Origin of the sequence: Nakamurella endophytica (assembly GCF_014646215.1) — a bacterium.
Taxonomy (GTDB): domain Bacteria; phylum Actinomycetota; class Actinomycetes; order Mycobacteriales; family Nakamurellaceae; genus Nakamurella; species Nakamurella endophytica.
On sequence record NZ_BMNA01000003.1, the window covers coordinates 1 to 23,551 of the forward strand.

The window sequence follows — 23,551 nt, forward strand, 5'->3', positions numbered from 1 at the left end:
ACACCGCAATCGGGAACCAGGCCCCGGTCACCCGCTTAACCAACCTGTCCGGTCAGTACATCTAGCGCACCGGTCCGTCGCTCCCGATGACGGCCGGCGCCGACGGTGCGCCTGCGACTGCGGCGGTGCCCGCCGGAGCGTCCGATCCCGACGTGGCGGCCGCGGGCGCGCCCGCTCGAGGTGAGCCGTCGGCCGCGGTGGCCTCGCCGTCCCCGGTGGCGGCCCGGCGGGCCGGCGCGGCCGGCGGCTCCTCGGCCGCCCGGTACTCGCGGGACTGGTCCTCCGCCGCCTGCTGGTCCTCGATCTTCCGCTTGACGCGGCCGAGGCCCGGCACGGAGCCGATCATCGCGTTGATCTCGCGGGCGACGTCGAGGACGTCGCGGAGGTCGGGCGCGACCGTGGACAGCGTGTCCAGGACCGGCAGGATGTCCGCGTCCAACTTGTCGACGAGCGTCGGCAGCACGTCGATCAACCGGACGACGGCCTCCACCTCGACGCCGTCCGTGGTGTCGGCGATCCGCCGGAGCATCGGCTCCAGCGTGTCCACCGTGGGCTGCAGCTTCTCCAGCACGGGCACGTACCCGTCGACGATCGGCTGCAGCCGGCGGGTCAGCGCGTCGGCCCGGCCGATCACCGCGTCGGTGCGGCGGACCGCGTCGGCGGCGCCCTCCCGGACCTCGTCGATCGACGAGATCAGCCCGCTGACGCGCCGGACCAGGACCTCAGCCTCGGCGAGCAGCGCGACCACGCGGGGCACCAGGCCGACCGCCTGCTCCACCGCCTCGTACCCCTGGCCGGCGATGCGCATCATGTCGGCCGGTCCCGGAATGCGCATGGCCACCCGCTCTCCGCAGTCGACCGGCCCGTGCGGCCCGTCGCTGGGGCCAGCCTAGGCAGCGACCCGGCGGGGCGCCGCGCCGCAGGTCGCCCGCCGGGTCCCCTGGCCCCAGGGCCGACGCCGCACGACCGACGCCGCAGGACCGACACCGCAGGACCGACGCCGCCGACGCGCGGCGCCCGCACCGGTGGCGTCTACTGACGACGCGGGACCGCGACCGGGCCAGGGCGGCGGACCCGGTGGCACAACGGCAGCGGAGGCGACGTGGACGGCCAGGACGCAGCGGGCAGCAGCCGGGACGGCGGGCACCAGATCCTGGTGCGGGTCGTCCCGGCCGTCGGGGACCGGTCGCCGGCGGTGGCCGGCGAGCTGGTGGAACGGCTCGCGGACCGTCTCGACGACGTCCGGGCCGCCATCACCGACGGCGCCAGGACCGTCGCGCAGAGCCTGACCGACGTGCCGGCCGCCGCTGGCTGGGAGCTCGCCGAGGTGACCGGCTCCTTCGGGCTGACCCTCACCGCGCAGGCGGGGGTGATCCTGGCCCGCGGGTCCGTGGAGAGCACGCTCGAGGTGACGGTCACCTTCCGCCGGACGGCCGCAGGACCCGGCCCGAGCACTGCCCGCCCGGCGACCGAGGTCTGAGCGCGACCGGCGCTCAGGGCGCTCAGCGTTCGCCCTTGACCCCCGCGAGCAGGAGCTGCGCGACGTCGAGGACCTGGACGTCCTCGGCCGCGCTGTCCGGCTCGCCCGCGCGCGCCGTCATGCCGTCATTCAGCATGATCCGGCAGAACGGGCACCCGGTGGCAACCGCCGGTGCGGTGGCGCCGGGCAGCACGGACAGCGCCTCGTCCGTGCGCTCGAGGTTGATCCGCTTGCCGATCTTCTCCTCCATCCACATGCGGGCGCCGCCGGCGCCGCAGCAGAAGGACCGCTCGAGGCTGCGGGGCATCTCCCGCAGCTGGGCGCCGGACGCGCCGATCAGCTCGCGCGGCGGCGTGTAGACCTGGTTGTGCCGGCCCAGGTAGCACGGGTCGTGGTAGGTGACGTCGCGGTCCACCGGGGCGACGGTGACCAGCCGCTTGCTGCGGACCAGCTTGTTCAGCAGCTGCGTGTGGTGCACCACCTCGTAGCGGCCCCCGAGGTCCGGGTACTCGTTCGACAGGGTGTTGAAGCAGTGCGGGCAGGTCACGACGACCTTGCGCCGCTGCCGCTCGCCGAACGCCGCGTTCATGGTCTCGACGTTCTGCTGCGCCAGCATCTGGAACAGGAACTCGTTGCCCGCCCGCCGCGCCGGGTCGCCGGTGCACGTCTCGGCTCCGCCGAGCACCGCATAGCCGACCCCGGCGATGTGCAGCAGCTCGGCGACCGCCCTGGTGGTCCCGCGGGCGCGGTCGTCGAAGGCGCCGGCACAGCCGACGAAGAACAGGTACTCGTGCTCGTCGGTCAGCTCGCCGCCCTCCGTCGGGTCGACGACGGGCACCTCGAACGGCAGGTCCTTGGCCCAGGCCATCCGATCGCGCTGGTTCTGGCCCCAGGGGTTGCCCTTGTTCTCCAGGTTCCGGAACAGCCCGCCGAGCTCGGTGGGGAACTCCGACTCGATCATCACCTGGTAGCGGCGCATGTCCATGATGTGGTCGACGTGCTCGATGTCGACCGGGCACTGCTGCACGCAGGCGCCGCAGCTGGTGCAGTCCCAGAGCACCTCGGGGTCGATGACACCGTTCGACTCCGGGTCCCCCACCAAGGGCCGCTGCGCCTCGAGCAGCGCCAGGGGACTCTCGTGCGCCAGCCGGGCCCGCGCCTCGTCGGACAGCTGTTCCTCGCCCTCGGCCGACAGCCCGCCGCCGGCGGCCAGGTAGGGCGCCTTGGCGTGCGCGTGGTCGCGCAGCGACAGCACCAACAGTTTGGGCGACAGCGGCTTGGCGGTGTTCCACGCCGGGCACTGCGACTGGCAGCGGCCGCACTCGGTGCAGGTGGAGAAGTCCAGCCAGCCCTTCCAGGAGAAGTCCTCGACCTTGCCGGCGCCGAAGACGTCGGTGTCCGGGTCGGCCTCCTCGAGGTTCAGCGGCTCGCCGCGGGACAGCATGGGCTTCATCGCGCCGAGGGCGACCCGGCCGTCGTCCCGGCGCTTGAAGTAGATGTTGAAGAACGCCAGGAAGCGGTGCCAGGCCACACCCATGGTCAGGTTCCGGGCGATCACGATCGCCCAGACCATCGAGACGATGACCTTCACCAGCGCGACGACGGACAGCAGCGCCGGCGAGTCCGGCAGGACGCGGCCGAGCGCCCAGGAGACGGGCGCGGCCCAGGCGGGGAACGGCGCCTCGCCGGTGGCGAACTTCAGCCCGCGGATCAGGAAGATGCACACCGCGATGACGGCGATGACCGTCTCGACGAAGTACGCCTGCGGGAAGTTCGAGCCGGCGAACCGGGACCGCCGCCCGGGGCGGCGCGGGTGCTCGCGCTGGCGGATGGCGATCAGCACCGCGATGCCGACCAGCGTGGTCACCGCGATGATCTCGACGAGCAGCCCGTACCAGGCCTGGTGACCCAGCCACGGGATCGCGAACCCGGGGTCGAAGGTCTCGCCGACCGCCTCGACCAGGGTGAGGATCAGCGCGCCGAAGCCCACCATGACGAACCAGTGCGCGGCGCCGACCACGCCCCACTGCAGCATCCGGGTGTGGCCCAGGGTCTCCCGCGCCACGGTGGCGAGCCGGCGGCCCACCGGGCCGGACCGCGTCGGGTCCGGCTGGCCCAGCTGCAGGGTGCGGTAGATCTGCACCGCGGCGCGGCCGAGCAGGGCGAAGCCCACCACGATGAAGACCGCGGCGACCGGCCCGGTGATCCAGTTGAGCACCGTCACCGGGCCACCATCCCTTCCACAACCCTCATCCGGCACCGTCGCCCGGCGGTCCGCGCGCGGCGACCGACGGCGTCCGGAGCCGATGTTACTGGCCAGTAGCATTCCGCCCGGAGCACTCAGGTCACCGGCACGGCCGATGGTAGGCGGCACTCCCGACGACCCACCGTCGCCCGTACCGTCCGCATCGCCGGCATCGCCGGCACCGTCGGCACCGTCGGCACCGTCGGCACCGTCGGCACCGTCGGCACTTCCAGCACCGAGCACCGAGCCGAAGAGCCGGGGCGCGCCAGGCGGCTCAGCGCTGTGGGGTGGACCGCCGACACGCAGGTCCGACCTCTCCGCGCCCGGGCACCGTGATCGACGTCAGCGAGGCGACACAATGACCGACATGGAGCCGGCGAACACGCGTCCACTCGAGAAGGGCATCGTCAGAGACTTCACGGTCAACCTGTCCTACGGGCAGTACCTGGACCTCGACGACCTGCTGAACGCGCAGCGGCCCATCAGCCGCCCGGTACACCACGACGAACTGCTGTTCATCGTCCAGCACCAGACCTCTGAATTGTGGCTCAAGCTCGTCCTGCACGAGCTGGCTGCGATCCGCGCCTGGTTGGCCGACGACGAGATGGCGCCCGCTCTCAAGAGCCTGGCCCGCGTGAAGCACATCCAGCGATCACTCACCGAGCAGTGGTCCGTACTGGCCACGCTCACCCCTTCCGAGTACGCCGAATTCCGCAGCCAGCTCGGCACCTCGTCGGGTTTCCAGTCCTACCAGTATCGAGCCGTCGAATTCTCCCTCGGCAACAAGAACGCCAGGATGCTGACCGTCTTCCAACAGGACCCCGCCGCCCGGGCGCTGCTGACCGAACTGCTCGAGGCGCCCTCGGTGTACGACGAGTTCTTGCGGTACCTGTCCCGCCACGGCCACGCCGTCCCGCACGAGGTACTCCACCGGGACGTCACGCTCGCCCACACCTTCGCCGAGGAACTCGTCCCGGTCTTCCGCCGGATCTACGAGAATCCGAAAGAGTTCTGGTTGGAGTACGAAGCCTGCGAAGAACTGATCGACGTCGAGGAGAACTTCCAGGTGTGGCGGTTCCGCCATCTCAAGACCGTCGAACGGATCATCGGTGCCAAGCGCGGGACCGGCGGATCCAGCGGCGTCGCCTTCCTGCGGGCCGCCCTGGACCTGACGTTCTTCCCCGAGCTGTACGCCGTCCGATCCGAGATCGGCCGGTGAGAGCCGGGTGAGCGACGGCTCCTCGCCGGCGTCACCCCGTTCTCTCGGCACTCGCGGTAGCGCCGGTCCACGCCGCGAGTGCGTTGGCGACGCCGGTCAGTTGCCGCGCATGCGTCCCGGTCGGGTGTCGCCGAGACGGCTGAACGCCGCCACCGCTGCCGCGGCACCAGAACCGTGGCGGTTCCGCATCTCGCCCGGGGACCCGTCGACGCAGTCCCACCACAACCGTGCCGCCGGGGGACGGTCCCGGGCGTCCATTCCGACGGCATCCCGTTCGCCGGTGCCGGTCCCTTGTGTCCTGGCGGCCGAGTCCCGGGTTGACCGTCGTACTTCACTTTTGGAAGTATCAGGTCCATGAGCCTCTTCATCACCTGCCCCGTCCAGAGCGTCGAGCGCGCAACGGCCTTCTACACCGCCCTCGGCTGGACCCTCAATGCCGAGATGTCGGACCACAACGTGTCGTGCTTCGCGATCGCCCCGGAGCAGTACGTCATGCTCGGCAGCCGTGAGATGTACGCGAGCGTCGGCGGTACCGAGGAACTGGTCGGCGGACCCGACACGCCGTCGAAGGTGACGGTCTCGTTCGACCTCGGCAGCCGCGAGGCTGTCGACGAGCTGGTCGAGCGCGCCGGTGCCGCCGGCGGACGGACGGGCGACACGGACGACTACCCGTTCATGTACCAGCGGCAGTTCGACGACCTCGACGGCTATCACTACTCGCCGTTCTGGATGAAGCCGGACGCCGATCCGACCGCGTGAGCGACCTTGGCGCCGCCCTGGACATCGTGGGAGCGCGGTGGGGACTGCTCATCGTGGAGCGGCTGCTCGACGGGCCGCAGCGCTACGGCGATCTCCAGCGCGACCTGGGCGTGGGGACGAACATGCTCGCCACGCGTCTCCGCGAGCTCGAAGCGGCCGGCGTCCTGTCCCGTCTGCCCCTGCGACACAACACCCGGGCCTACGCGCTGACCGAGCGCGGGCTCGCCCTGCGAGAGGCGGTCGTCGCCCTCCGTCGCTGGGGCGCCGCCCAGGGGGTCGGCGGCGCGCAGGACGGGCAGGCGCTGTGACAATCCCGTCGTCGCGGCCTCGGCGGGCGCCGGCGCTGCGCCGCGGTCGGGGCGCGTGCGGGCCGCCGGGAGTGGTCCTCGCGCGAGGGGGCCGTCCGCTCCGTGGTCGCGGCCGGCGATGCGGCGGCCGGATCTCTTGCAGGCTCTGCGTTCTCGACGACGCGTGGGCGGTGCCACTGACGCCGGAGCGGTCACCCGCCGGTGTGGTCGCGCCGGAAGTTGACGTACGAGCGGGACGGTGTCGGCCCCCGCTGGCCCTGGTACCGGGAGCCGTAGACGTCGGACCCGTAGGGGTGCAACGACGGCGAGGACAGCCGGAAGATGCACAGCTGCCCCACCTTCATGCCCGGCCAGAGCGTGATCGGCAGGTTCGCCGCGTTCGACAGCTCCAGCGTGATGTGACCGGTGAAGCCCGGGTCGATGAACCCGGCCGTCGAGTGGGTGAGCAGGCCGAGCCGGCCCAGCGACGACTTGCCCTCCAGGCGGCCGGCCAGGGTGTCCGGCAGCGTCACCGTCTCGAACGTCGAGCCCAGCACGAACTCGCCGGGGTGCAGGACGAACGCCTCGCCGGTCGGCACCTCGACGAGCGCGGTCAGCTCGTCCTGCTGCACGGCCGGGTCGATGTGGGTGTACCGGGAGTTGTTGAAGACCCGGAACAGCCGGTCCAGCCGGACGTCGATGCTGGCGGGCTGCACCAGGGTCTCGTCGAACGGGTCCACCGCCAGCCGGCCCGCGTCGATCTCGGCGCGCAGGTCCCGGTCCGACAGCAACATGGCCCGAGCGTATCGGGGGGCACCGGGCGGTCCCGCCGCTACGGTCGGCCGGTGCGGATCCACGACCTCGCGGCGCGGCCGGACCTCGCCGACGCCATGTGGGCGATGCCCAACCTCTGGCCCCCGTTCCTGCTCCAGGACCCGCTCGGCGTCCTGCTGTTCGCCCGCCTGCCCGAGGCCTTCCCGGAGTACCAGCTCGTCGCCGTGGACGACGCCGGATCGGTCGTCGGCAAGGTCAACGCCCTGCCGTTCGCCTGGTCCGGGTCGGACGACGACCTGCCCGCGAGCGGGTGGGACGGGATCCTCCAGCGCGGCTTCGCCGAGCGCGCGGCCGGCACTCCGCCGACCGCGGCGTCGCTCCTCGAAGCCCGGGTGAACCCGGAACACCGCGGGACCGGTCTGGCGGCCACGCTGCTCACGGCCGCCCGGGAGACCGTCGGCCGCTTAGGTCTGCGAGCACTCTTCGGTCCCGTCCGGCCGACCCGCAAGGCCGAGCAGCCGCTGGTCCCGATGGCCGACTACGTGCGGCAGGTCCGCGACGACGGGTTGCCCGCCGACCCGTGGATCCGGGCCCACGCCCGGCTCGGCGCCCGCGTGGTGTCCGTGTGCCCGGCATCCATGACCGTGGCCGGCGACCTCGCGAGCTGGCGCCGGTGGACCGGGCTCCCTTTCGACCGGTCCGGGCCGCTGGTGGTGCCGGACGCACTCGTCCCGGTCCACGTGAGCGTCGAGCACGACCACGCCGCGTACGTCGAACCGAACGTCTGGATGCACCACCCGGTCGCGGGCGGAGGGTGACCGGACCGCGGGGACACCCGTATGATGGTCCGCGCAGTCCCCGCGGGTGTAGTTCAGTGGTAGAACTTCAGCTTCCCAAGCTGATAGCGCGAGTTCGATTCTCGTCACCCGCTCCACGCACCGGCCCGACGGGGTCCGGTCCCGGCCCGCACCGCGCGGGCCCCTCTCGCTCGAGCCGTCCCGCTGGTCCGGGTCCCCCCGACGACGGCGTTCCCGATCTGTCCGCCGGGCGCCTGCGGTGCCCCTGGGCGACGGCACGGCCCGCCCGGACGCCCCGGCCGCTCATGACGGCCCTGCCCTGCCGGGTGTGGTGCACGGCGTGACGGGCGACCGTGTCGGCATGGGTCGGCGCGCGCTGGGCGGGGCGGTGCTCACGGCCGTGCTCTGCATCGCCGTCGCCCTCCCCGGACTGATCGGCCGGCACGTCACCGGCACTCCCGCGCTGCCCGCCCCACCCCCGGCCGCCGCCCCGGACCGCTGCGTGGACACCGCACCGCCCGGCGCCGGACCGGACGGCCCCGAGTACCCGTCGACCCAGATCCCCGGCGTCACCGTCGGCGCCTGCGACGCCGGCGTCTGGGGCCGCTTCGTCACCGTGCTTCCCGACACCTCCGCCAGCCTGCTGCTCTCCCCGGACCTGTGGGTGCGCGACGTCGACGCCTGCGCCTCGGCGCAGGCGCCGGCCGCCGGCTCGGTCCGCCGGGACGGCGCGCTGACCTGGTACCCGGCGGTCACCGGGCAGCTCCACCTCGTCGGCCCTGCCGCTCTCGCCCGAGCCGCGGGGCAGGTCTGGCTCGCCTGCCTGCTGACCACCCGCAGCGGCCGGCCGTTCGACCCGCGGGCGGCCGGCGGCACCGTCCCGTTCGACTGGGCCGCGCCGGCCGAGTTCGGCGACTGCTACCTGGGCGGCCCCCGCGTCGCGGGTGTGCGACCGCCCAGTTGCGTCGAGCAGCACCGCGGTCAGGTCCTGGCCCGCGGCACCTTCGACCCCACGGCCGCGACCGCTCCCGACGTCCGCCGGTCGTGCCAGCGGCAGGCCGCCCGGCTGCTCGGCGCCGACGACCCCACCCGCGACGGCCGGCTGGTGATCGCCGCGGTCCGCGACCCGGACGTGCCGGAGGAGGGGGCCGTGCTGTGCACCGCCACTACCGCGGACAGCCGGACGCTGGTCGGCACTCTGATCGGGCTGGGCAGCCAGCCGCTGCCGTACGGGTGAACGGGGCGGGTCACCCGACGACGTCGTGCAGGTGGTGCACGACGTCGTGCAGGAAGTAGACGCCCAGCGTCGCGACGGTGAAGACGGACCCGTTGGACCGGTGCCCGGGCCGATCCCACCCCGAATCCGGCACCGCGGCGTACACCGCCGCGGCGGTTGCGGCCGCCGCCCGGAGGTCCCCGGCGAGCGTCCCGGGGTCGCGCTGCCAGTACCGGCCGTCCACGGCGGCCGCGTCCTGGTCCCAGTTGGCGAAGCCCGGGTCGTCCTGGTCGAGCATGGACTGCGCCCGCGCGGCGAACAGCACGAAGACGTCCCGGACGTGCGCGGCGTACTCCAGCGGGGACCACACCTGTGGGTCCGGCCGCCGCCGCACGTCCGGGCGGGACAGGACGGCGACCCACCGGTCGGCCGCGGCCAGCAAGGCTGCCGGCAGTGCGGTCGGCGCCACCACCGCCGCGTCGAAGCCGCACGCCGGGCAGCGGTCCCGGACCACCCAGGTCCAGTCCTTGTCGTCCGGCGGCGGCGCGACAGGATCCAGGGCGTTCACGTCGTCACCGTAGGGCTCGCGGCGTCCGAGCATCGGACCGACCGAGCCGCGCGCGAGTGGCCGGGTGAGCCGCAGGCGACGACCTCGAGAGAACCGGCCCCCCACCCATCGTGGTTCGTTACTGTTGGTTGCGATACGTCACGTACGGTAGATGGAGCCCTCGGTGATCCGTTCCTTCCGCACCTCCGTCCTGGCCATGGCGGCTGCCGGTGCGCTCGCCTCGCTCGCCGCCTGCTCCGCCGGTCCGGCGCCCGCCGCTGCGCCGGCCGGGTCCACCGCGCCGAGCGTGCCCGCCATCACCAGCGCGGACGTCGGCACGGCACCGGCCGAAGCGGTCGTCGCCGGTAGCACCACCGGCCGGGCCATCCCGGTGCGCACCGTGCGGTACAGCACGGGCGACGTCCGGGTCGTGGTCGCCGTGAGCGTCGGCGGCGGCGCGCCCGTCGACGTCCTGCTCGACACCGGATCGTCGGGCCTGCTGGTCGACGCCTCGGCGGTCGGCCCGCAGACCCATCTGACCGGCGCCACCTTCAGCGAGCACTTCGTCGGCTCGACCTCCAGCGGTCACGTCGCGACGGCGACCGTCACGGTGGACGGGCTGACCACCACGAGCCCCGTACCGGTCAACGTGCTGGACGCCGGCCAGGCCGGCCCCTACCCACCGGGCCTGCACGGCGTGCTGGGCATCGCGACCGCCGACGGGAGCGGCACCCAGGCCGGCGCGTCGGCGTTCCAGCTCGGCCTCCCCGCGCCCTACGACGCGGGGTCCACGCTGGACGTCGCCGCCGACGGCGCGGGCACCTGGACGCTCGGACCGGTGCAGCAGGACACCGGCGCGGTGGCCGTGCCGCTCGAGCGGGCCGGCGGGTCCTCGGGCGGGTCCGCGGGCACCGGCTGGGCCAAGGACGTCCAACTCTGCTGGACGATCGGCAGCGCGGGCCGGTCGTGCGGGGACACCGACTTCGACACCGGGGCGCCTCGCGGCATCGTGAACAGCGGTCAACCGGCCGCCGCGGGACACGGCACGCGTGTGCCCAGCGGCGAGGCGGTGAGCGTCTCGACACCGGACGGCGCCGCGCTGTGGACGTTCACCGCCGGTGACACCCCCGTCGACAACGAGATGAGCATCGACGCCCTGGGCCAGACGCAGTTCAACACCGGGCTGGCGTTCTTCTTCACGCACCGCGTCGCGTGGGACTACACCGGAGGGCGGGTGCTGATCACCGCGAAGTCCTGACCCTGCGACCGCGTCGGCCGGTGCGGACGCCGCCGTGGCCCGCACCGCCACGTTCCCGACCGCTCGTCGCACCAACCCCTGCCCGGCCGGGTTCCGAAGGACGGGGGACGGCCGCCGCGCGGCGGGCCGGGTGAGGAGACCGTCGTGCAGCCCTCGGTGCGAGAGCGACCCGACCGCCGCGGCGGGCGGCTGCCGATGCTCGTCGCGGTGATCCTGCTGGTCCTCGGATTGGTGCTGGTGACGGTCGCGTCGTGCTCGTCGCGGTCGGGGCCACCCCAGCCGTCCGCCGCCGCGGCCGGCACCGTCGACGGCGATCCCACCACCGGTACCGCCGCCGGCGCAGCACCGTCCGGCAGCCCCTCCTCCACACCGGCGGCCACCGAGCCCAGCACCGCCCCGACCACCGCTCCACCGTCGGCGACGTCGACCGGCACCGGAACCGGCACTGGAACCGGCACTGCAACCGGCACTGCAACCGGCACTGGAACCGGCACTGCAACCGGTACTGCAACGGGCACTGCGACCGCGCCGTCGCGCGCCTCGGCGGGGGCGACCCCGAGCCGCACCGCAGCAGGGACCCCGAGCCGCACCGCGGCACGGACGCCGAGCCGCAGCAGTGCCGCCACGTCCCCCGCCCGCCCCAGCACGCCCGCCCGGCCGACCGGCACACCCGGACCTCCGGCACCGCCGACCGTCGGCCCGATCCTGCCGGCGTCGGTCCCGGTCTCGCTGTCCATCCCGGCCATCGGCGTCCGGTCGTCGCTGCTGGACCTGGGACGCAACCCCGACGGCACGGTGGAGGTGCCGTCCCTGGACGACCCGGACTCCAAGGCCGGCTGGTTCCACGACTCGCCGACGCCCGGTGCGCTCGGCCCCGCGATCGTCCTGGGACACATCGACTCCAAGCGGTACGGGCCGGGCGTCTTCTACGACCTGGGCAAGCTGCAGCCCGGCGACCAGGTGCAGATCACCCGCAAGGACGGGACGGTCGCGGTGTTCAAGATCGACGGGGTGCGCTCGTACCCGAAGAACGCGTTCCCGACGCTGCAGGTCTACGGCAACCTCGACCACGCCGGCCTGCGGCTGATCACCTGCGGCGGGGTGTTCGACCCGGACAAGGGCAGCTACGAGAGCAACATCGTGGCCTTCGCCTCGCTGGTGTCCTCGCACCGCGCCTGACCCTCGGCGTCCACCCCGAACGCGCGCGCCGGGGCCCGGCCGGCCCGGGCAGCGCTACTTGGCGTCGGCGTAGCAGTCGACGACGTGCGCCTGCACCGGCGTGGAGCCCTGCGCGCCGGGGAAGACCAGGCCGTAGGCGGTGGCGGCGGCCCGCTCGGTGACCGCGGCGGCGTCCCCCGCCGCCGCGATCGGCGCGTGCAGCACCACCTCGTCGTGCTGGAAGAACACCAGCTCGACGCCGGGCAGCCCGGCCAGCGCCGTTCGCACCGTGGACAGCCACACAGCCGCCCAGTCGGCCGCGCTCGCCTGCACCACGAAGTTCCGGGTGAACCGGCCCCAGGCCCGCGCGGCGCTGCGGCCGCGCCGCTCCTGGGCGGGGTCGGCGTCGGCCGAGGCGCCGAGGGCGACGGCGTCCCGCCAGTCCCCGCCCGGCCGCGGGCTGGCCCGGCCCAGCACCGAGCGCACCGGCAGCCCGCGCTCGCCCCGGTCGGCGGCCGCTTCCACGTAGGCCAGCGCCTGCGGGTAGCGACGCCGCAGGGCCGGCAGCAGCCGGCCGGACTCCCCCGTGGTCGCGCCGTAGAGCGCGCCCAGCATGGCGGTCTTGGCGTGGGCCCGGTCGCCGCCGAAGCCGTCGGCGGCGATGCCGGCGTACAGGTCGGCGTCCGCGGCCAGCAGCTGCAGCGCCGGGTCGCCGGAGATGGCCGCCAGCACCCGGGGCTCCAGCTGCGCGGCGTCCGCGACGACCAGCCGGTGGCCCGGCTCGGCCCGCACCGCCCCGCGCACCGACCGCGGGATCTGCAGCGCCCCACCACCGCGGGTGGCCCACCGGCCCGAGACCACCCCGCCGGGCAGGTACTCGGTGCGGAACCGGCCGTCCCGGACCCACTCGTCCAGCCAGGTCCAGCCGTTGGCCGTCCACAGCCGGGCCAGCTCCCGGTACTCGACGGCCAGCGCCGCCGCCGGGTGGTCGATGCCCTGCAGCTCCCGGGACCGGGTGGTGGCCACGGCGTGGCCGAGCCGGGCGAAGGCCGCACGCAGATCGGCCGGCGAGTCCGGGTTCACCGCGGTGCCGAGCGCGGCGGCCAGCCGGGACGCCAGGTCGGCCAGCACCGCCGGCCGGGCGCCGGGCAGCGGCCGCGGCCCCAGCAGCCGCCCGAGGTGCGCCCGGTGCACCTCGGCGTCGAACGGCAACCCCGTCGCGGACATCTCCACCGCTGCCAGCCAGCTGGCCGATTCCGCCGCGGCGAGCAGCCGCAGCGCGCCGTCGTCACCCAGCCGCTGCTGCTGGTCGGCCAGCGCCCCGGCCACCTCGCCGACCGAGACGGCCGGGACCGGGGGTGCGGTCTCGAAGAGGGCCTGCTCGGGCCGGTCGGCCGCGGCCTGCACGTCGTCACCCTCGGGCGGGTCGGCGGGCTCGGGCAGGCCGGCCCGGCGGGCGAGCACCGCCCGCGCCGACGACGGCCGCCCGTGCAGGGCCTCGCGGCCGAGCAGGATGCGCTCCACGGCGCGGACGTCGTGGCACCGGGACAACCGGGCACCGGCCGCGAGCACCGCCGGGTAGAGCCCGGCCACGGAGTCGACCACCCACCGGGCGCCCGGGTCCGCGCGGTCGAGGGCGGCGAGGTCGGCGGCGTCCACCTCGCGGTCCGGTGCCGCGACGCCGTCATCGCCGAGCGGCCGCAGCACCCAGCGCCGCGTCGCACCGGCAGCGCGGCCGGCGGCCAGGACGTGGAGCACCCGGCCAGTCTGACGGGCCGCACCGACACCGTCCCGAGCCGGCACCCGGGACCGGCCTTGATCCGGTTACCGGCGGGTAATACCCTGCAGCCACGGCCCTACTGGCCAGTAACTTAGCGCCGGACGGACACCGCCGATCCCCGGCGACGGACACCGGGAGTTCCCATGAGCCACTACCGCCCGAACCTGCGCGACCTGGAGTTCAACCTGTTCGAGGTCTTCCGGACCGGCGAGCAGCTCGGTCGCGGCCCCTTCGCCGAGATGGACGTCGAGACCGCCCGAGGCGTGCTCGCCGAGCTGGCTGCGGTGGCCCAGGGCCCGATCGCCGCGTCCTTCGCCGACGCCGACCGCCACCCGCCGGTCTTCGACCCGGTGACCCACTCGGTCACCCTGCCGGAGAGCTTCAAGGCCAGCTTCGCGGCCGTGATGGACGGCGACTGGTGGCGGCTGGAGCTGCCCACCGACCTGGGCGGCTACGGCGTCCCGCCGACGCTGCGCTGGGCCGCCGCCGAGCTCATCCTGGGCGCCAACCCCGCCGTGTTCATGTACGGCGCCGGGCCCAACTTCGCGCAGGTCGTCCATGCGCTCGGCACGCCGGAGCAGCGGCGCACCGCGGCACTGATGATCGACCGGCTGTGGGGCTCGACCATGGTGCTCACCGAGCCGGACGCCGGCTCCGACGTCGGCACCGGGCGCACCCGCGCCGTCCTGCAGCCGGACGGCAGCTGGCACCTCGAGGGCGTCAAGCGGTTCATCACCTCCGGCGACCAGGACATGACGGAGAACATCGTCCACCTGGTGCTGGCCCGTCCCGAGGGGCCCGGCGTCGAGACCCGCCGCGGCACCAAGGGTCTGAGCCTGTTCCTGGTCCCCAAGCACCACTTCGACCCGGAGACCGGGGCGCTCGGCGAGCGCAACGGCGTCTTCGTCACCGGCGTGGAACACAAGATGGGGCTCAAGGTCTCGACGACCTGCGAGCTCACCTTCGGCCAGCACGGCGTGCCCGCGGTGGGGACGCTGCTGGGCGACGTGCACGACGGTATCGCGCAGATGTTCCACATCATCGAGTACGCCCGGATGATGGTCGGCACCAAGGCGATCGCCACCCTGTCCACCGGCTACCTGAACGCCCTGGAGTACGCCAAGCAGCGCGTGCAGGGCGCGGACCTGGCGCGGGCCGGCGACCGGGACGCCCCGCGGGTGACGATCATCCACCACCCCGACGTCCGCCGGATGCTGCTGCGACAGAAGGCCTATGCGGAAGGACTGCGGGCGGTGTACCTGTACACCGGCACCTGGCAGGACCGGATCGCGGTGCTGGGCAACGCCTCCGCCGGTGCGCTCACCGCGGAGGGTGCGGCCGGGACCGGCTCCGCCGACGCCGCGCCGGTCACCGATCCCGGGACCGTGAGCCCGCTGGACGGTGTCGAGAACGCCGGCTCACCGGCAGATGTCGAGAAGGCAGGCCCGCCGGCAGGTGTCGACCTGGCCACCGCCAAGCGTGTCAACGACCTCCTGCTGCCCGTCGTCAAGGGTGTGGGGTCGGAGCGCGCGTACGAGAACCTGGCGCTGTCGCTGCAGGTGTTCGGCGGGTCCGGGTACACCCAGGACTACCCGATCGAGCAGTACATCCGCGACGCCAAGATCGACACGCTCTACGAGGGCACCACCGCCATCCAGGCACAGGACTTCTTCTTCCGCAAGATCGTCAAGGACGGCGGTGCGGCGCTCGGCGTGCTGGCCGGGGAGATGACCGGGTTCGTCGCGACGCAGGCTGCGGAGGACGGGCGCCTCAAGGACGCCGTGGTCCAGCTGGGTGCGGCGCTCGGCGACCTGCAGGCCATGGTCACCACGCTGGTCGGCGACGCGGTGGCGTCCCTGCAGGACCCGGCCGCCGTCTACAAGGTGGGCGAGCACGCCGTCACCCTGCTGCTGAGCGCCGGCGACGCCCTGATCGGCTACCTCTTGCTGCGCCAGGCCGTCGTCGCGCAGCGGGCGCTGGACGCCGACCGCGCCGCGCTGCGGCCCGGCGACGTGGACTTCTACACCGGGAAGGTGGCCGTGGCGCAGTGGTTCGCGCGTACCGTGCTGCCGGAACTGGCCGCGCGCCGGGCCGTCGTCGAGGCGGCCGACAGCAACCTGATGGACATCCCGGAGTCCGCCTTCTGACCGTCGACAGCGACCCCACCCGCGCCGGGACACCCGCCGCGGCGGCCGCGGCCGCCCGCACCCTGGCCGAACTGGACGTGGTCGTCACCGCGTGCCGGGCGTGCCCGCGGCTGGTGGCCTGGCGCGAGGAGGTGGCGGCGACCCGGCGGGCGGCCTTCCGCGACCAGACCTACTGGGGACGCCCGGTGCCGGGCTTCGGACCCGAGGACGCCCGGGTGCTGGTCGTCGGGCTGGCCCCGGCGGCCCACGGCGCCAACCGCACCGGACGCATGTTCACCGGGGATCGCAGCGGCGACGTGCTGTTCGCCGCGCTGCACCGCACCGGCTGGGCGTCGCAACCGCTCTCGACGTCCGCGGGCGACGGGATGCGGCTGACCGGATTGCGGATGACGGCGCCCGTGCACTGCGCGCCGCCGGCGAACATGCCCACTCCGCAGGAGCGCACCACCTGCGGCGCGTGGCTGCGGCGCGAGCTCGAGCTGCTCGGTCCCCGGCTGCGGGTGCTGCTGGTCCTCGGCGGGTTCGGCTGGCAGGCGCTGTTGTCCGAGCTGCCCGCCCTCGGCTGGTCGGTGCCCGTGCCGCGGCCCGCGTTCCGGCACGGCGGCGAGGCGACCGTGGTCGATCCGCTCGGCCGGCCGGTCACCGTGCTGGGCTGCTACCACGTGTCGCAGCAGAACACCTTCACCGGACGGCTGACCCCGGACATGCTCGACGCCGTGCTGTCCCGCGCCCGGGAGCTGGCCGGCAGCTGATCGAGGGCCGGGCAGTGCTCGTCCGGCCTCGCGACCCTGTGCCGGCGGCCGCCGGCTCCGTACCATGACGGGTGTGGACCGCAGGGTGGCGGGATGGTGGGTCGTGGTGCTCACCGTCGTCGGGATGCTCGCCGCCGCGGTGGTTCTCGGCCCGGCGGTCACCGGCGGTGCGGTGCGTGGCCCCGTGCCGGACCCGCCCGACACCGGCTCCTGCATGGCGCGCGAGGCATCCGGTCTGGTGTCGACGCCGTGCGACCGGCCGCACACCGCCGAGGTGGCCCTCGCCTGGTCCGCGGGACTGGGGCGGCCACCGGGCAAGGACGCCTACGCCGCCTGCACCTCCGCGGCTTCCGCCTACATCGGGGCGGACGTGTCGAACACCGCTGCCCCCACGGCCGACGACACCGAGGTGGCCACCGGCTGGCGACCACCGGCGCTGACCTTCGCCATCGAGCTGGCCCACGGGCCCACCGCCGACCTGGTGCCGGGCTACTCGTGGCAGGTGTGCCTGGTCCGGCCGACCGTCGGCAACCGACCGGTCGGGTCGTACACCGGGACGGCCCGCGGTATCAACACCACCCAGGACCGGCCGGTGCTGCTGCGGTCCTGCTACGCGCGCGCCGGCCAGGTGATGAGCACGACGCCGTGCGACCAGCCGCACGCCGGTGAGCTGCTGGCGATCCAGAACGTCCGGGTCCCCGACGGCGACCCCGAGCCGGCGGACGACCCGCGGCTGGCGGCGCAGTGCAGGGCCATCGCCCGGAACCGCACCGGCGCCACGGACGCCACCTACGGCCGCCGGCTGGCCGCCGTGGTGTCCGGCCGGGACTACGGCCTGGGGATCCGGACCTCCGCCGCGGCCGCCGAGCGGTCGGCCACGGTCGGCGCCTCCTACGTGGCCTACCACGTCAGCTGTGCCGTCGAGATCCGGGGCGCCGCCCGGCTGACCGCGTCCGTCATCGGCCTCGGCCAGGCCTCGCTGCCCGTCGGCTGACCCGCCGGTATCGGCCGCGCCGCCGCGGACCGGTGCGTCGGCCCCGCCCGCCGACCCGCGGGGGCCGGCGGTCCGCCGCGGATCGGTGCTCCCGCGGGCGGGTCAGCCGCCGTCCCGCCGCGGCACCAGCGGCACCGCCAGCACGGGCAGCAGGGCGCTGAGCGCGAACGTCGCCGGGTATCCGACGCCCGCGACCACGGCGCCGACCAGCGGCGGCACGAGGGACCCGGCGAGGAACTGGGCGGTGTTCTGGGCGCCGAGGGCCCGGCCGGCCCAGAACGGGCCGCCGATCTCGGCGACCGCGGTGAACGCCAGGCCGTTGTCGGCCACCGTCACGGCGGTCGCCACCACCAGGAGCACGACGGACACCGACAGGTCCAGGGCGTCGGTCAGCCCCAGCAGGGCCATCACCACGGCGGCGGCCACGGCCACCAGCCGCAGCGGCCGCATGCGGCTGCCCCACCGGTCCGACCACCACCCGACACCGAGCCGGCCCGCCGCGCCGACCAGCTGCGCCACGGTCACCAGCACGCCCGCCGGACCGGGCGCCCAGCCGCGGTCGCCGACCAGCCACACCAGCGCGAAGGTCCAGACCAGGAACTGCGGCACGACGAGCAGCACCGACACCGCGTGGATGCGCCAGAGCAGGCTGCTGTGCCGGTAGGGATTGCGGGTCAGACCGGCGGGGGCCTGACCGCGCGGCGGGCGGGGCGGGTCGACGACGCCCAGCGCGCACCCCAGGGCCGCGGCCGCGGCGAGCACCGTGGGCAGCAGCAGCGCCGCCCGGATGCCGTGGGCCGCCGCCAGCTGCGGCAGCGTCACCGCCGCCAGCCCGACACCCAGCGGCTGTGCCATCTGCCGGATGCCCATCACCAGACCCCGGCGGTGCGGCGGGAACCAGCCGATCACCACCCGCCCGCTCGCGGCGTTCGAGCTGGCCGCCGCCATGCCGGCCACCAGCAGGCAGCCCGCCTGCACCGGCAGCGACCTCGACAGCGACGCACCACCGAGGGCCAGCGCGGTCAGCGCCAGCCCGGCGGCGAGCACGACCCGCTCGCCGATCGCGTCGGCCAGCGCACCCCACAGAATCAGGGTCGCCATGACGCCGAACGTCGGCAGCGCGACGACCAGGCCGGCCGTCGCCAGCGACAGGCCCCGCTGCTGCTGCAGCGCCGGGATCAGGAACGCCGCCCCGTTGACCACGGTGGCACTGACGACCTGGGCGCCGAGCCCGAGCCCGAGCATCCGCCACGGATGTCCCGCGACGGACGCGGCGCGACCGTCCGGGGTGTCGCCGCGCAGAACAGTCATCTCACATCCTGGAACAGTCGTCTCACTGGTAGGGACGACGATAGACCCGACGCAGCTCCGCCACCGCTCCGGACCGTCCGCGTCGACCTGCCTGCCGGCGGTACCGCGCCTGCCCGGCCGACGAGACCAGGACGCCGCTCGTCCGCAACCCGGCCTACAGTGCCGCCATGGACAGCTCACCGCTGAGCGTCGACGGCCACCGCATCGAACCGCTCGGTCCGCAGACGTGGGACGCGTTCGCCGGCCTGGCGGAGCGGCACAACGGGGTGTGGGGCGGGTGCTGGTGCACCTGGTTCCACCTGTACCCGGACCCGCCGGAGCGCCGGGAGCTGGGCAACCGCGAGTTCAAGCGGCAGCTGGTGGAGCAGGGCCGCACCCACGCGGCGCTGGTGTTCGACGGCGACGAGGCCGTGGCCTGGGCGCAGTACGGGCCCGTCGCGGAGGTCGCGAACATCCACCACCGCAAGGAGTGGGAACAGGGCGTCACCCGGGTGCCCGACTACCGGATCACCTGCCTGTTCGTCGACCGCAGGTACCGCCGGCACGGCATGGCCGCGGTCGCCGTCCGCGGCGCGCTGGTGCTCATCGCCCGGGCCGGTGGGGGCCTCGTCGAGTCGTACCCGCACGACCTGCCGCCGGGCAAGCGGACCTCCGCCTCGTTCCTCTACAACGCCACCCGGACCATGTACGAAGGCCTCGGGTTCCGGTACGAACGCAGCAAGGGCAAGGGCAACTGCGTGATGAGCACGGAGGTCGCCGCAAGCTGACCCGCGCGGATGCCGGCCCGGTACCGCACAGGACGTCGCCGGCCGGCCGAGCCCGGCGGCCTCGGGTGCGGTCGGGCCGCAGTCCGGTGATGCCCTGAGCAGACCGGTGTCGTCCGGTGCAGTCCGGTGCAGTCCTGCGCAGTCGGGTGCGGTCCGGTCAGCGCAAGATGCCGGCACCCCTCGCCGCCCGCAGCCAGTCCGGGAACTCCGAGAGCAGTCGCCGGTAGAGCTCCGCGTCGTCCACCCGGTCGATGTCGGTCACCGGGAAGAACCCGACGTTGTCGACCACCCGGCCGGTCAGCTCGTCCAGGCGCTCCAGGACGCCGAAATTGTTGTCGCCGATCCCGACGAACTGCCAGAACGCCGGCAGCGAGGACGCCTCCCGGACGAGCTCGGTGATCTGCCGCTTCTTGCTGAACCCGCCGTCGGTGAAGAACAGCACCAGCGTGGGATCCGGGCGCCCGTGCAGCGTCGCCATGACCTCGCGCATGACGGGGATCTCGTCGTTGTAGCCGCCGATCCGGCCGTAGTCGATGCCCTGGTGGACGCCGGTCAGGTGCACGAAGTCGTCCAGCCACCGGTCCAGGTACTCGACCCGCAGGTCCGGCAACCGGGCGAAGTGGACGGCGTACAGGTAGCACTCCAGCGCCCCGTCGTCGTCGAGCTGGATGGCGACGGGCACCATCCGCTCGACCACCCGGCGCACCAGGCCGCTGGCGTACTCGTCGGCCATCGACCCGGTCTTGTCCAGGACCAGCACGACCCTGGCCCGCTCCTCGGCGGCGCCCTTGGTCAGCAGCACCCGGTGCACGGCGGCCTTGCGCAGGTCCAGCTGCTGCCGCTTGACCAGCGACAACGACGCCTCGCCCGGCACCGACCGCGGACCGGGCGGCGCGGCCGGCGGCGCGGTCGACTGCTGCGGCGCTGCGGGTGGGGCTTGGGGCGGCGCGGGGACGGGCGCCGCGACGGGCGGCGCGGCGGCGGCGGCCGGCTCGTCGTCGACCTCGACCCCGTGCGCGCGGGCGAGCGCCGGGAGGCCCTGCGACCAGCCGGCGGACACGTTGCGCACCTTCCAGCCGTCGCCCCGCCGGTAGACCTCGACGAGCACGGCCGCCCGCTCGGTGGTCAGCCCGAGCGCCGGCGCCGAATGGTCGTCGGCCGGCCCCTGGACCCGGACGACCAGCCCCGGGATGCGGGCGAGCGAACCGGGCACGCTGTCGTCCAGGGTGACCGCGACGGCCAGCACGTCGACGCCGGCCGGCACGGCGGCCAGGTCGACGGCGACCCGGTCCGCCCCGGTCAGCCGCACGGCACCCTCGGGCGAGACGGGCTGGTTGAAGAACACGAAGTCGGCGTCCGAGCGCACCACCCGCCCCGGGCCGAGCTGGAAGACCAGCAGGTCCACCGAGCCCTGCGCGGCGCCGCTGACCGCCAGCTCGAGGCCGGTGCCGGCCAGGGAGGTGTTCGCCCCTCGGGAGAGATCGGCCATGACCTCACCCTGCCAGAGGGTGCCGGCCGGGTCAGGGTGGCGGCCAGCCGCCGACGTCGCGGGGCACGGGACCGGCGACCGGCGGCGGGAGGTCCCCGCCGGGCGGTGGGAACCCGCCCGGGGCGGGCAGAGCGCCGGTCGGCACCGGCGGCACGGCCGGCGGCAGGCTGCCGCCGGGCGGCGGGAACCCGCCCGGCGTCGCCGGCGGCGGCGCTGCGGGGGGACGGCCGGCGGCGGGCCGGCCCTGCGGTGCGGCCCCGGGGTAGCCGGCCGGCGCGGGCGCACCGGGGTACCCGGCCGGTGCCGTGCCGCCCGGATACCCGGCCGGTGCAGTGCCGCCGGGGTACCCGGCCGAGGGGGCAACACCGGGGTACGCGGCCGCGGCGGTGCCGCCGGCGTATCCGGCCGGGGCGGGCAGCACCGGGGGCGGCAGTTCGTCGCGCACGGCCGGTGCGGTGCGCGCGGGTGTAGATGCGGCCGGCGCCGGTTCGTCCACCTCGACCCCGTGCTCGCGGGCCAGCGCCGCCAGCCCGGCCGCCCACCCGGCCGAGACGTTCCGGATCTTCCAGGCGCCGGCCCGGCGATAGATCTCCACCAGCACCGCGGCGCGCTCGGTGGTCAGCCCGACCGCCGGTGCGCGGTGGCCGTCCGCGCCGGAGACGGTGACGCCCAGCCCGGCGACGCCGGCCAGCGAGCCGGGCACGGCGTCGTCCAGCGACACCGCCACCGCCAGCGTCTCGACGTCCGGCGGGACGGCACCGGTGTCGACGGTCATCCGGTCCGGGGCGGTCAGCCGGACCGCACCCTCCGGCGAGGCCGGCTGGTTGAAGAACACCATGTCCGCGTCGCTGCGGACCCGACGGTCGGACCCGAGCTGGAACGCCAGCAGGTCGACCGCTCCCTGCCGGGCGCCGGCGACGGCCAGTTCCAGCCGGCCGCCGGCCAGCGGCGCGTTCGCGCCGCGGGAGAGCTCCGCCACCGCCGGTCCCCCTACTCCGCGAACAGCTGCGGCCGCCCGGTCACCCGAGCGATGGCCCGCATCTTGTTCACCGCGTCCAGCGCCGCGACCTTGTAGGACTCGGCGAGCGTCGGGTAGTTGAACACCGCGTCGACGAGGAAGTCGACGGTGCCGCCGCAACCCATGACCATCTGGCCGATGTGCACCAGCTCCGTGGCGTTGGTGCCGAACACGTGGACGCCGAGCAGCTCCCGGGACTCGGCGTGCACCAGGAGCTTGAGCATGCCGTAGGAGTCGCCGAGGATCGCCCCGCGGGCCAGCTCGCGGTAGCGGGACACACCGACCTCGAACGGCACGTTCTCGGTGGTCAGCTCGTCCTCGGTGCGCCCGACGTAGGAGATCTCCGGGATCGAGTAGATGCCGATCGGCTGCAGGTCGCCGAGCTTGCCGCCGACCGCCTCGCCGAACGCGTGGTACGAGGCCCGCCGGCCCTGCTCCATCGACGTGGCGGCCAGCGCCGGGAAGCCGATCACGTCGCCCACGGCGTAGATGTGCGGCACGTCGGTCCGGAAGTTCTCGTCCACGGCGATCCGGCCCCGGGCGTCCGCCTGCAGGCCGGCGGCCCCGATGTCCAGGGTGTCCGTGACGCCCTGCCGCCCGGCGGAGTACAGCACGGTCTCGGCGGGGATCTTCTTGCCCGACTCCAGGACGGTCAGCGTGCCGCCGGTGTGGCGCTCCACCGTGCGCACCGACTCGGAGAAGCGGAAGGTCACCGCCAGGTCCCGCAGCTGGTACTTGAGCGCCTCGATGATCTCCAGGTCGCAGAACTCGAGCATCTGCGGCCGCTTCTCCACCACCGTCACCTTGGTGCCGAGGGCCGCGAACATCGACGCGTACTCGATGCCGATCACCCCGGCGCCGACGACGACCATCGACGACGGGACGTGGTGCAGGTCAAGGATCTGGTCGGAGTCGACGATCGTCTGCCCGTCGAAGTCGACCGACGCGGGCCGCGCCGGCCGCGTCCCGACCGCGATGACGAACTTGTCCGCGGTGATCGGCTGCGGGATGCCGTGCTCGCTGTCCACCTCGATGGTGTGCGGGTCGACGAACCGGGCGGTGCCGGCGATCAGGGGCACGTGGTTGCGGGCCAGCTGGTTGCGGATGACGTCGATCTCCCGGCCGATGACGTGGTGCGTCCGCGCCGACAGGTCCGCGACGGTGATGTCCTCCTTGACCCGGTAGGCCTGGCCGTACAGCTCGCGCTGGTTCAGCCCGGTCAGGTACAGCACCGCCTCGCGCAGGGTCTTCGACGGGATGGTGCCGGTGTTGATGCAGACCCCGCCGACCATGTTGCGCCGCTCGACGACGGCGGCCCGGTGCCCCAGCTTGGCGGCGGCGATGGCCGCCTTCTGCCCCGCCGGGCCGGAGCCGATGACGATCAGGTCGTAGTCCACGTAGGTCTCCCTCACCGGGTGGCCGGTCACGGCGGGAGCCGGGCCGGGCGAGCGTGGTGCCGTGCGCGTGCCGATCATCGTCCCGGACCGGGACCGGCGCCCGCGGGACCCGCCCGGGCACGGCCTCCGGGTGGACCGCCCGGGGCCCGGCTGTCA

The 23,551-nt window shown here is 74.3% G+C and carries 21 protein-coding genes and 1 tRNA gene; 13 read left to right on the plus strand and 9 right to left on the minus strand.

Annotated elements, in window-relative coordinates:
- Positions 1 to 61 precede the first annotated feature (61 nt).
- The gene (locus IEY37_RS07160) at positions 62 to 841 is read right to left on the minus strand and encodes a magnesium transporter CorA family protein (protein ID WP_188940890.1); all 780 of its coding nucleotides are present in this window, start codon (positions 839 to 841) and stop codon (positions 62 to 64) included.
- A gap of 261 nt (positions 842 to 1,102) precedes the next feature.
- On the opposite strand from IEY37_RS07160, the gene IEY37_RS07165 reads away from it, so the two are divergent.
- Complete coding sequence (locus tag IEY37_RS07165; RefSeq protein ID WP_188940891.1) at positions 1,103 to 1,480, plus strand: CU044_2847 family protein; 378 nt, start codon at positions 1,103 to 1,105, stop codon at positions 1,478 to 1,480.
- Positions 1,481 to 1,502: 22 nt separating this feature from the next.
- Here IEY37_RS07165 and IEY37_RS07170 read toward each other — a convergent pair whose 3' ends face one another.
- A complete protein-coding gene (locus IEY37_RS07170; RefSeq protein WP_229674100.1) occupies positions 1,503 to 3,704 on the minus strand; it encodes a (Fe-S)-binding protein in 2,202 nt (733 codons plus the stop codon).
- Positions 3,705 to 4,092: 388 nt separating this feature from the next.
- On the opposite strand from IEY37_RS07170, the gene IEY37_RS07175 reads away from it, so the two are divergent.
- From IEY37_RS07175 to IEY37_RS07185, 3 genes are all read left to right on the plus strand, one after another.
- Positions 4,093 to 4,944, plus strand: coding sequence for a tryptophan 2,3-dioxygenase (locus IEY37_RS07175; protein ID WP_229674102.1), 852 nt, complete (start codon positions 4,093 to 4,095; stop codon positions 4,942 to 4,944).
- Positions 4,945 to 5,298: 354 nt separating this feature from the next.
- Positions 5,299 to 5,703 carry a VOC family protein gene (locus IEY37_RS07180; RefSeq protein WP_188940894.1) on the plus strand — a complete coding sequence of 135 codons (405 nt, stop codon included), beginning with the start codon at positions 5,299 to 5,301 and terminating at the stop codon, positions 5,701 to 5,703.
- Positions 5,700 to 6,011 (plus strand): winged helix-turn-helix transcriptional regulator, encoded by a 312-nt coding sequence (locus IEY37_RS07185; protein WP_188940895.1) that lies wholly within the window; start codon positions 5,700 to 5,702, stop codon positions 6,009 to 6,011. The genes IEY37_RS07180 and IEY37_RS07185 overlap by 4 nt, the downstream gene beginning before the upstream one ends.
- A gap of 191 nt (positions 6,012 to 6,202) precedes the next feature.
- Here IEY37_RS07185 and dcd read toward each other — a convergent pair whose 3' ends face one another.
- Entirely contained in the window at positions 6,203 to 6,784 is a 582-nt protein-coding gene (gene dcd, locus IEY37_RS07190) for a dCTP deaminase (protein ID WP_188940896.1), read from the minus strand.
- A 51-nt stretch (positions 6,785 to 6,835) separates the two neighbouring features.
- Here dcd and IEY37_RS07195 point away from each other — a divergent pair, with 51 nt between their 5' ends.
- The 3 genes from IEY37_RS07195 to IEY37_RS07205 all read left to right on the plus strand — a co-directional run bounded on the left by IEY37_RS07195 (position 6,836) and on the right by IEY37_RS07205 (position 8,798).
- Entirely contained in the window at positions 6,836 to 7,582 is a 747-nt protein-coding gene (locus IEY37_RS07195) for an N-acetyltransferase (protein ID WP_188940897.1), read from the plus strand.
- 42 nt (positions 7,583 to 7,624) lie between these two features.
- Positions 7,625 to 7,698: transfer RNA gene (locus tag IEY37_RS07200), tRNA-Gly, on the plus strand.
- A gap of 203 nt (positions 7,699 to 7,901) precedes the next feature.
- A complete protein-coding gene (locus tag IEY37_RS07205) occupies positions 7,902 to 8,798 on the plus strand; it encodes a hypothetical protein (RefSeq protein WP_188940898.1) in 897 nt (298 codons plus the stop codon).
- A gap of 10 nt (positions 8,799 to 8,808) precedes the next feature.
- Here the strand turns inward: IEY37_RS07205 and IEY37_RS07210 are convergent, their stop codons facing one another.
- Entirely contained in the window at positions 8,809 to 9,336 is a 528-nt protein-coding gene (locus IEY37_RS07210) for a DinB family protein (RefSeq protein WP_373298295.1), read from the minus strand.
- Positions 9,337 to 9,508: 172 nt separating this feature from the next.
- Between IEY37_RS07210 and IEY37_RS07215 the strand changes: the two genes are divergently transcribed.
- Positions 9,509 to 10,582: a hypothetical protein gene (locus IEY37_RS07215; protein WP_188940900.1), complete on the plus strand. Its 1,074-nt coding sequence runs from the start codon at positions 9,509 to 9,511 to the stop codon at positions 10,580 to 10,582.
- A 144-nt stretch (positions 10,583 to 10,726) separates the two neighbouring features.
- The gene (locus IEY37_RS07220) at positions 10,727 to 11,761 is read left to right on the plus strand and encodes a class F sortase (RefSeq protein WP_188940901.1); all 1,035 of its coding nucleotides are present in this window, start codon (positions 10,727 to 10,729) and stop codon (positions 11,759 to 11,761) included.
- 54 nt (positions 11,762 to 11,815) lie between these two features.
- Here IEY37_RS07220 and IEY37_RS07225 read toward each other — a convergent pair whose 3' ends face one another.
- Positions 11,816 to 13,498 (minus strand): bifunctional 3'-5' exonuclease/DNA polymerase, encoded by a 1,683-nt coding sequence (locus tag IEY37_RS07225; protein WP_229674104.1) that lies wholly within the window; start codon positions 13,496 to 13,498, stop codon positions 11,816 to 11,818.
- Between the two features lie 165 nt (positions 13,499 to 13,663).
- On the opposite strand from IEY37_RS07225, the gene IEY37_RS22645 reads away from it, so the two are divergent.
- From IEY37_RS22645 to IEY37_RS07240, 3 genes are all read left to right on the plus strand, one after another.
- Complete coding sequence (locus IEY37_RS22645) at positions 13,664 to 15,667, plus strand: acyl-CoA dehydrogenase (RefSeq protein ID WP_308426367.1); 2,004 nt, start codon at positions 13,664 to 13,666, stop codon at positions 15,665 to 15,667.
- Between the two features lie 71 nt (positions 15,668 to 15,738).
- On the plus strand, positions 15,739 to 16,419 hold the full coding sequence (locus IEY37_RS07235) for a uracil-DNA glycosylase (RefSeq protein ID WP_373298296.1): 681 nt from the start codon (positions 15,739 to 15,741) through the stop codon (positions 16,417 to 16,419).
- 73 nt (positions 16,420 to 16,492) lie between these two features.
- Positions 16,493 to 17,413: a hypothetical protein gene (locus IEY37_RS07240; protein ID WP_188940902.1), complete on the plus strand. Its 921-nt coding sequence runs from the start codon at positions 16,493 to 16,495 to the stop codon at positions 17,411 to 17,413.
- 102 nt (positions 17,414 to 17,515) lie between these two features.
- Here the strand turns inward: IEY37_RS07240 and IEY37_RS07245 are convergent, their stop codons facing one another.
- Positions 17,516 to 18,724, minus strand: coding sequence for an MFS transporter (locus IEY37_RS07245; RefSeq protein WP_229674116.1), 1,209 nt, complete (start codon positions 18,722 to 18,724; stop codon positions 17,516 to 17,518).
- A gap of 167 nt (positions 18,725 to 18,891) precedes the next feature.
- Between IEY37_RS07245 and IEY37_RS07250 the strand changes: the two genes are divergently transcribed.
- Positions 18,892 to 19,491 carry a GNAT family N-acetyltransferase gene (locus IEY37_RS07250; RefSeq protein WP_188940903.1) on the plus strand — a complete coding sequence of 200 codons (600 nt, stop codon included), beginning with the start codon at positions 18,892 to 18,894 and terminating at the stop codon, positions 19,489 to 19,491.
- A gap of 157 nt (positions 19,492 to 19,648) precedes the next feature.
- Here IEY37_RS07250 and IEY37_RS07255 read toward each other — a convergent pair whose 3' ends face one another.
- From IEY37_RS07255 to sthA, 3 genes are read right to left on the minus strand one after another with little or no spacing between them, the layout of a single operon-like run.
- Complete coding sequence (locus IEY37_RS07255) at positions 19,649 to 20,980, minus strand: vWA domain-containing protein (protein ID WP_188940904.1); 1,332 nt, start codon at positions 20,978 to 20,980, stop codon at positions 19,649 to 19,651.
- 31 nt (positions 20,981 to 21,011) lie between these two features.
- Positions 21,012 to 21,959: a TerD family protein gene (locus tag IEY37_RS22520; protein ID WP_268237985.1), complete on the minus strand. Its 948-nt coding sequence runs from the start codon at positions 21,957 to 21,959 to the stop codon at positions 21,012 to 21,014.
- A gap of 11 nt (positions 21,960 to 21,970) precedes the next feature.
- Positions 21,971 to 23,395 carry a Si-specific NAD(P)(+) transhydrogenase gene (gene sthA / locus IEY37_RS07265; protein ID WP_188941460.1) on the minus strand — a complete coding sequence of 475 codons (1,425 nt, stop codon included), beginning with the start codon at positions 23,393 to 23,395 and terminating at the stop codon, positions 21,971 to 21,973.
- Positions 23,396 to 23,551: the final 156 nt, after the last annotated feature.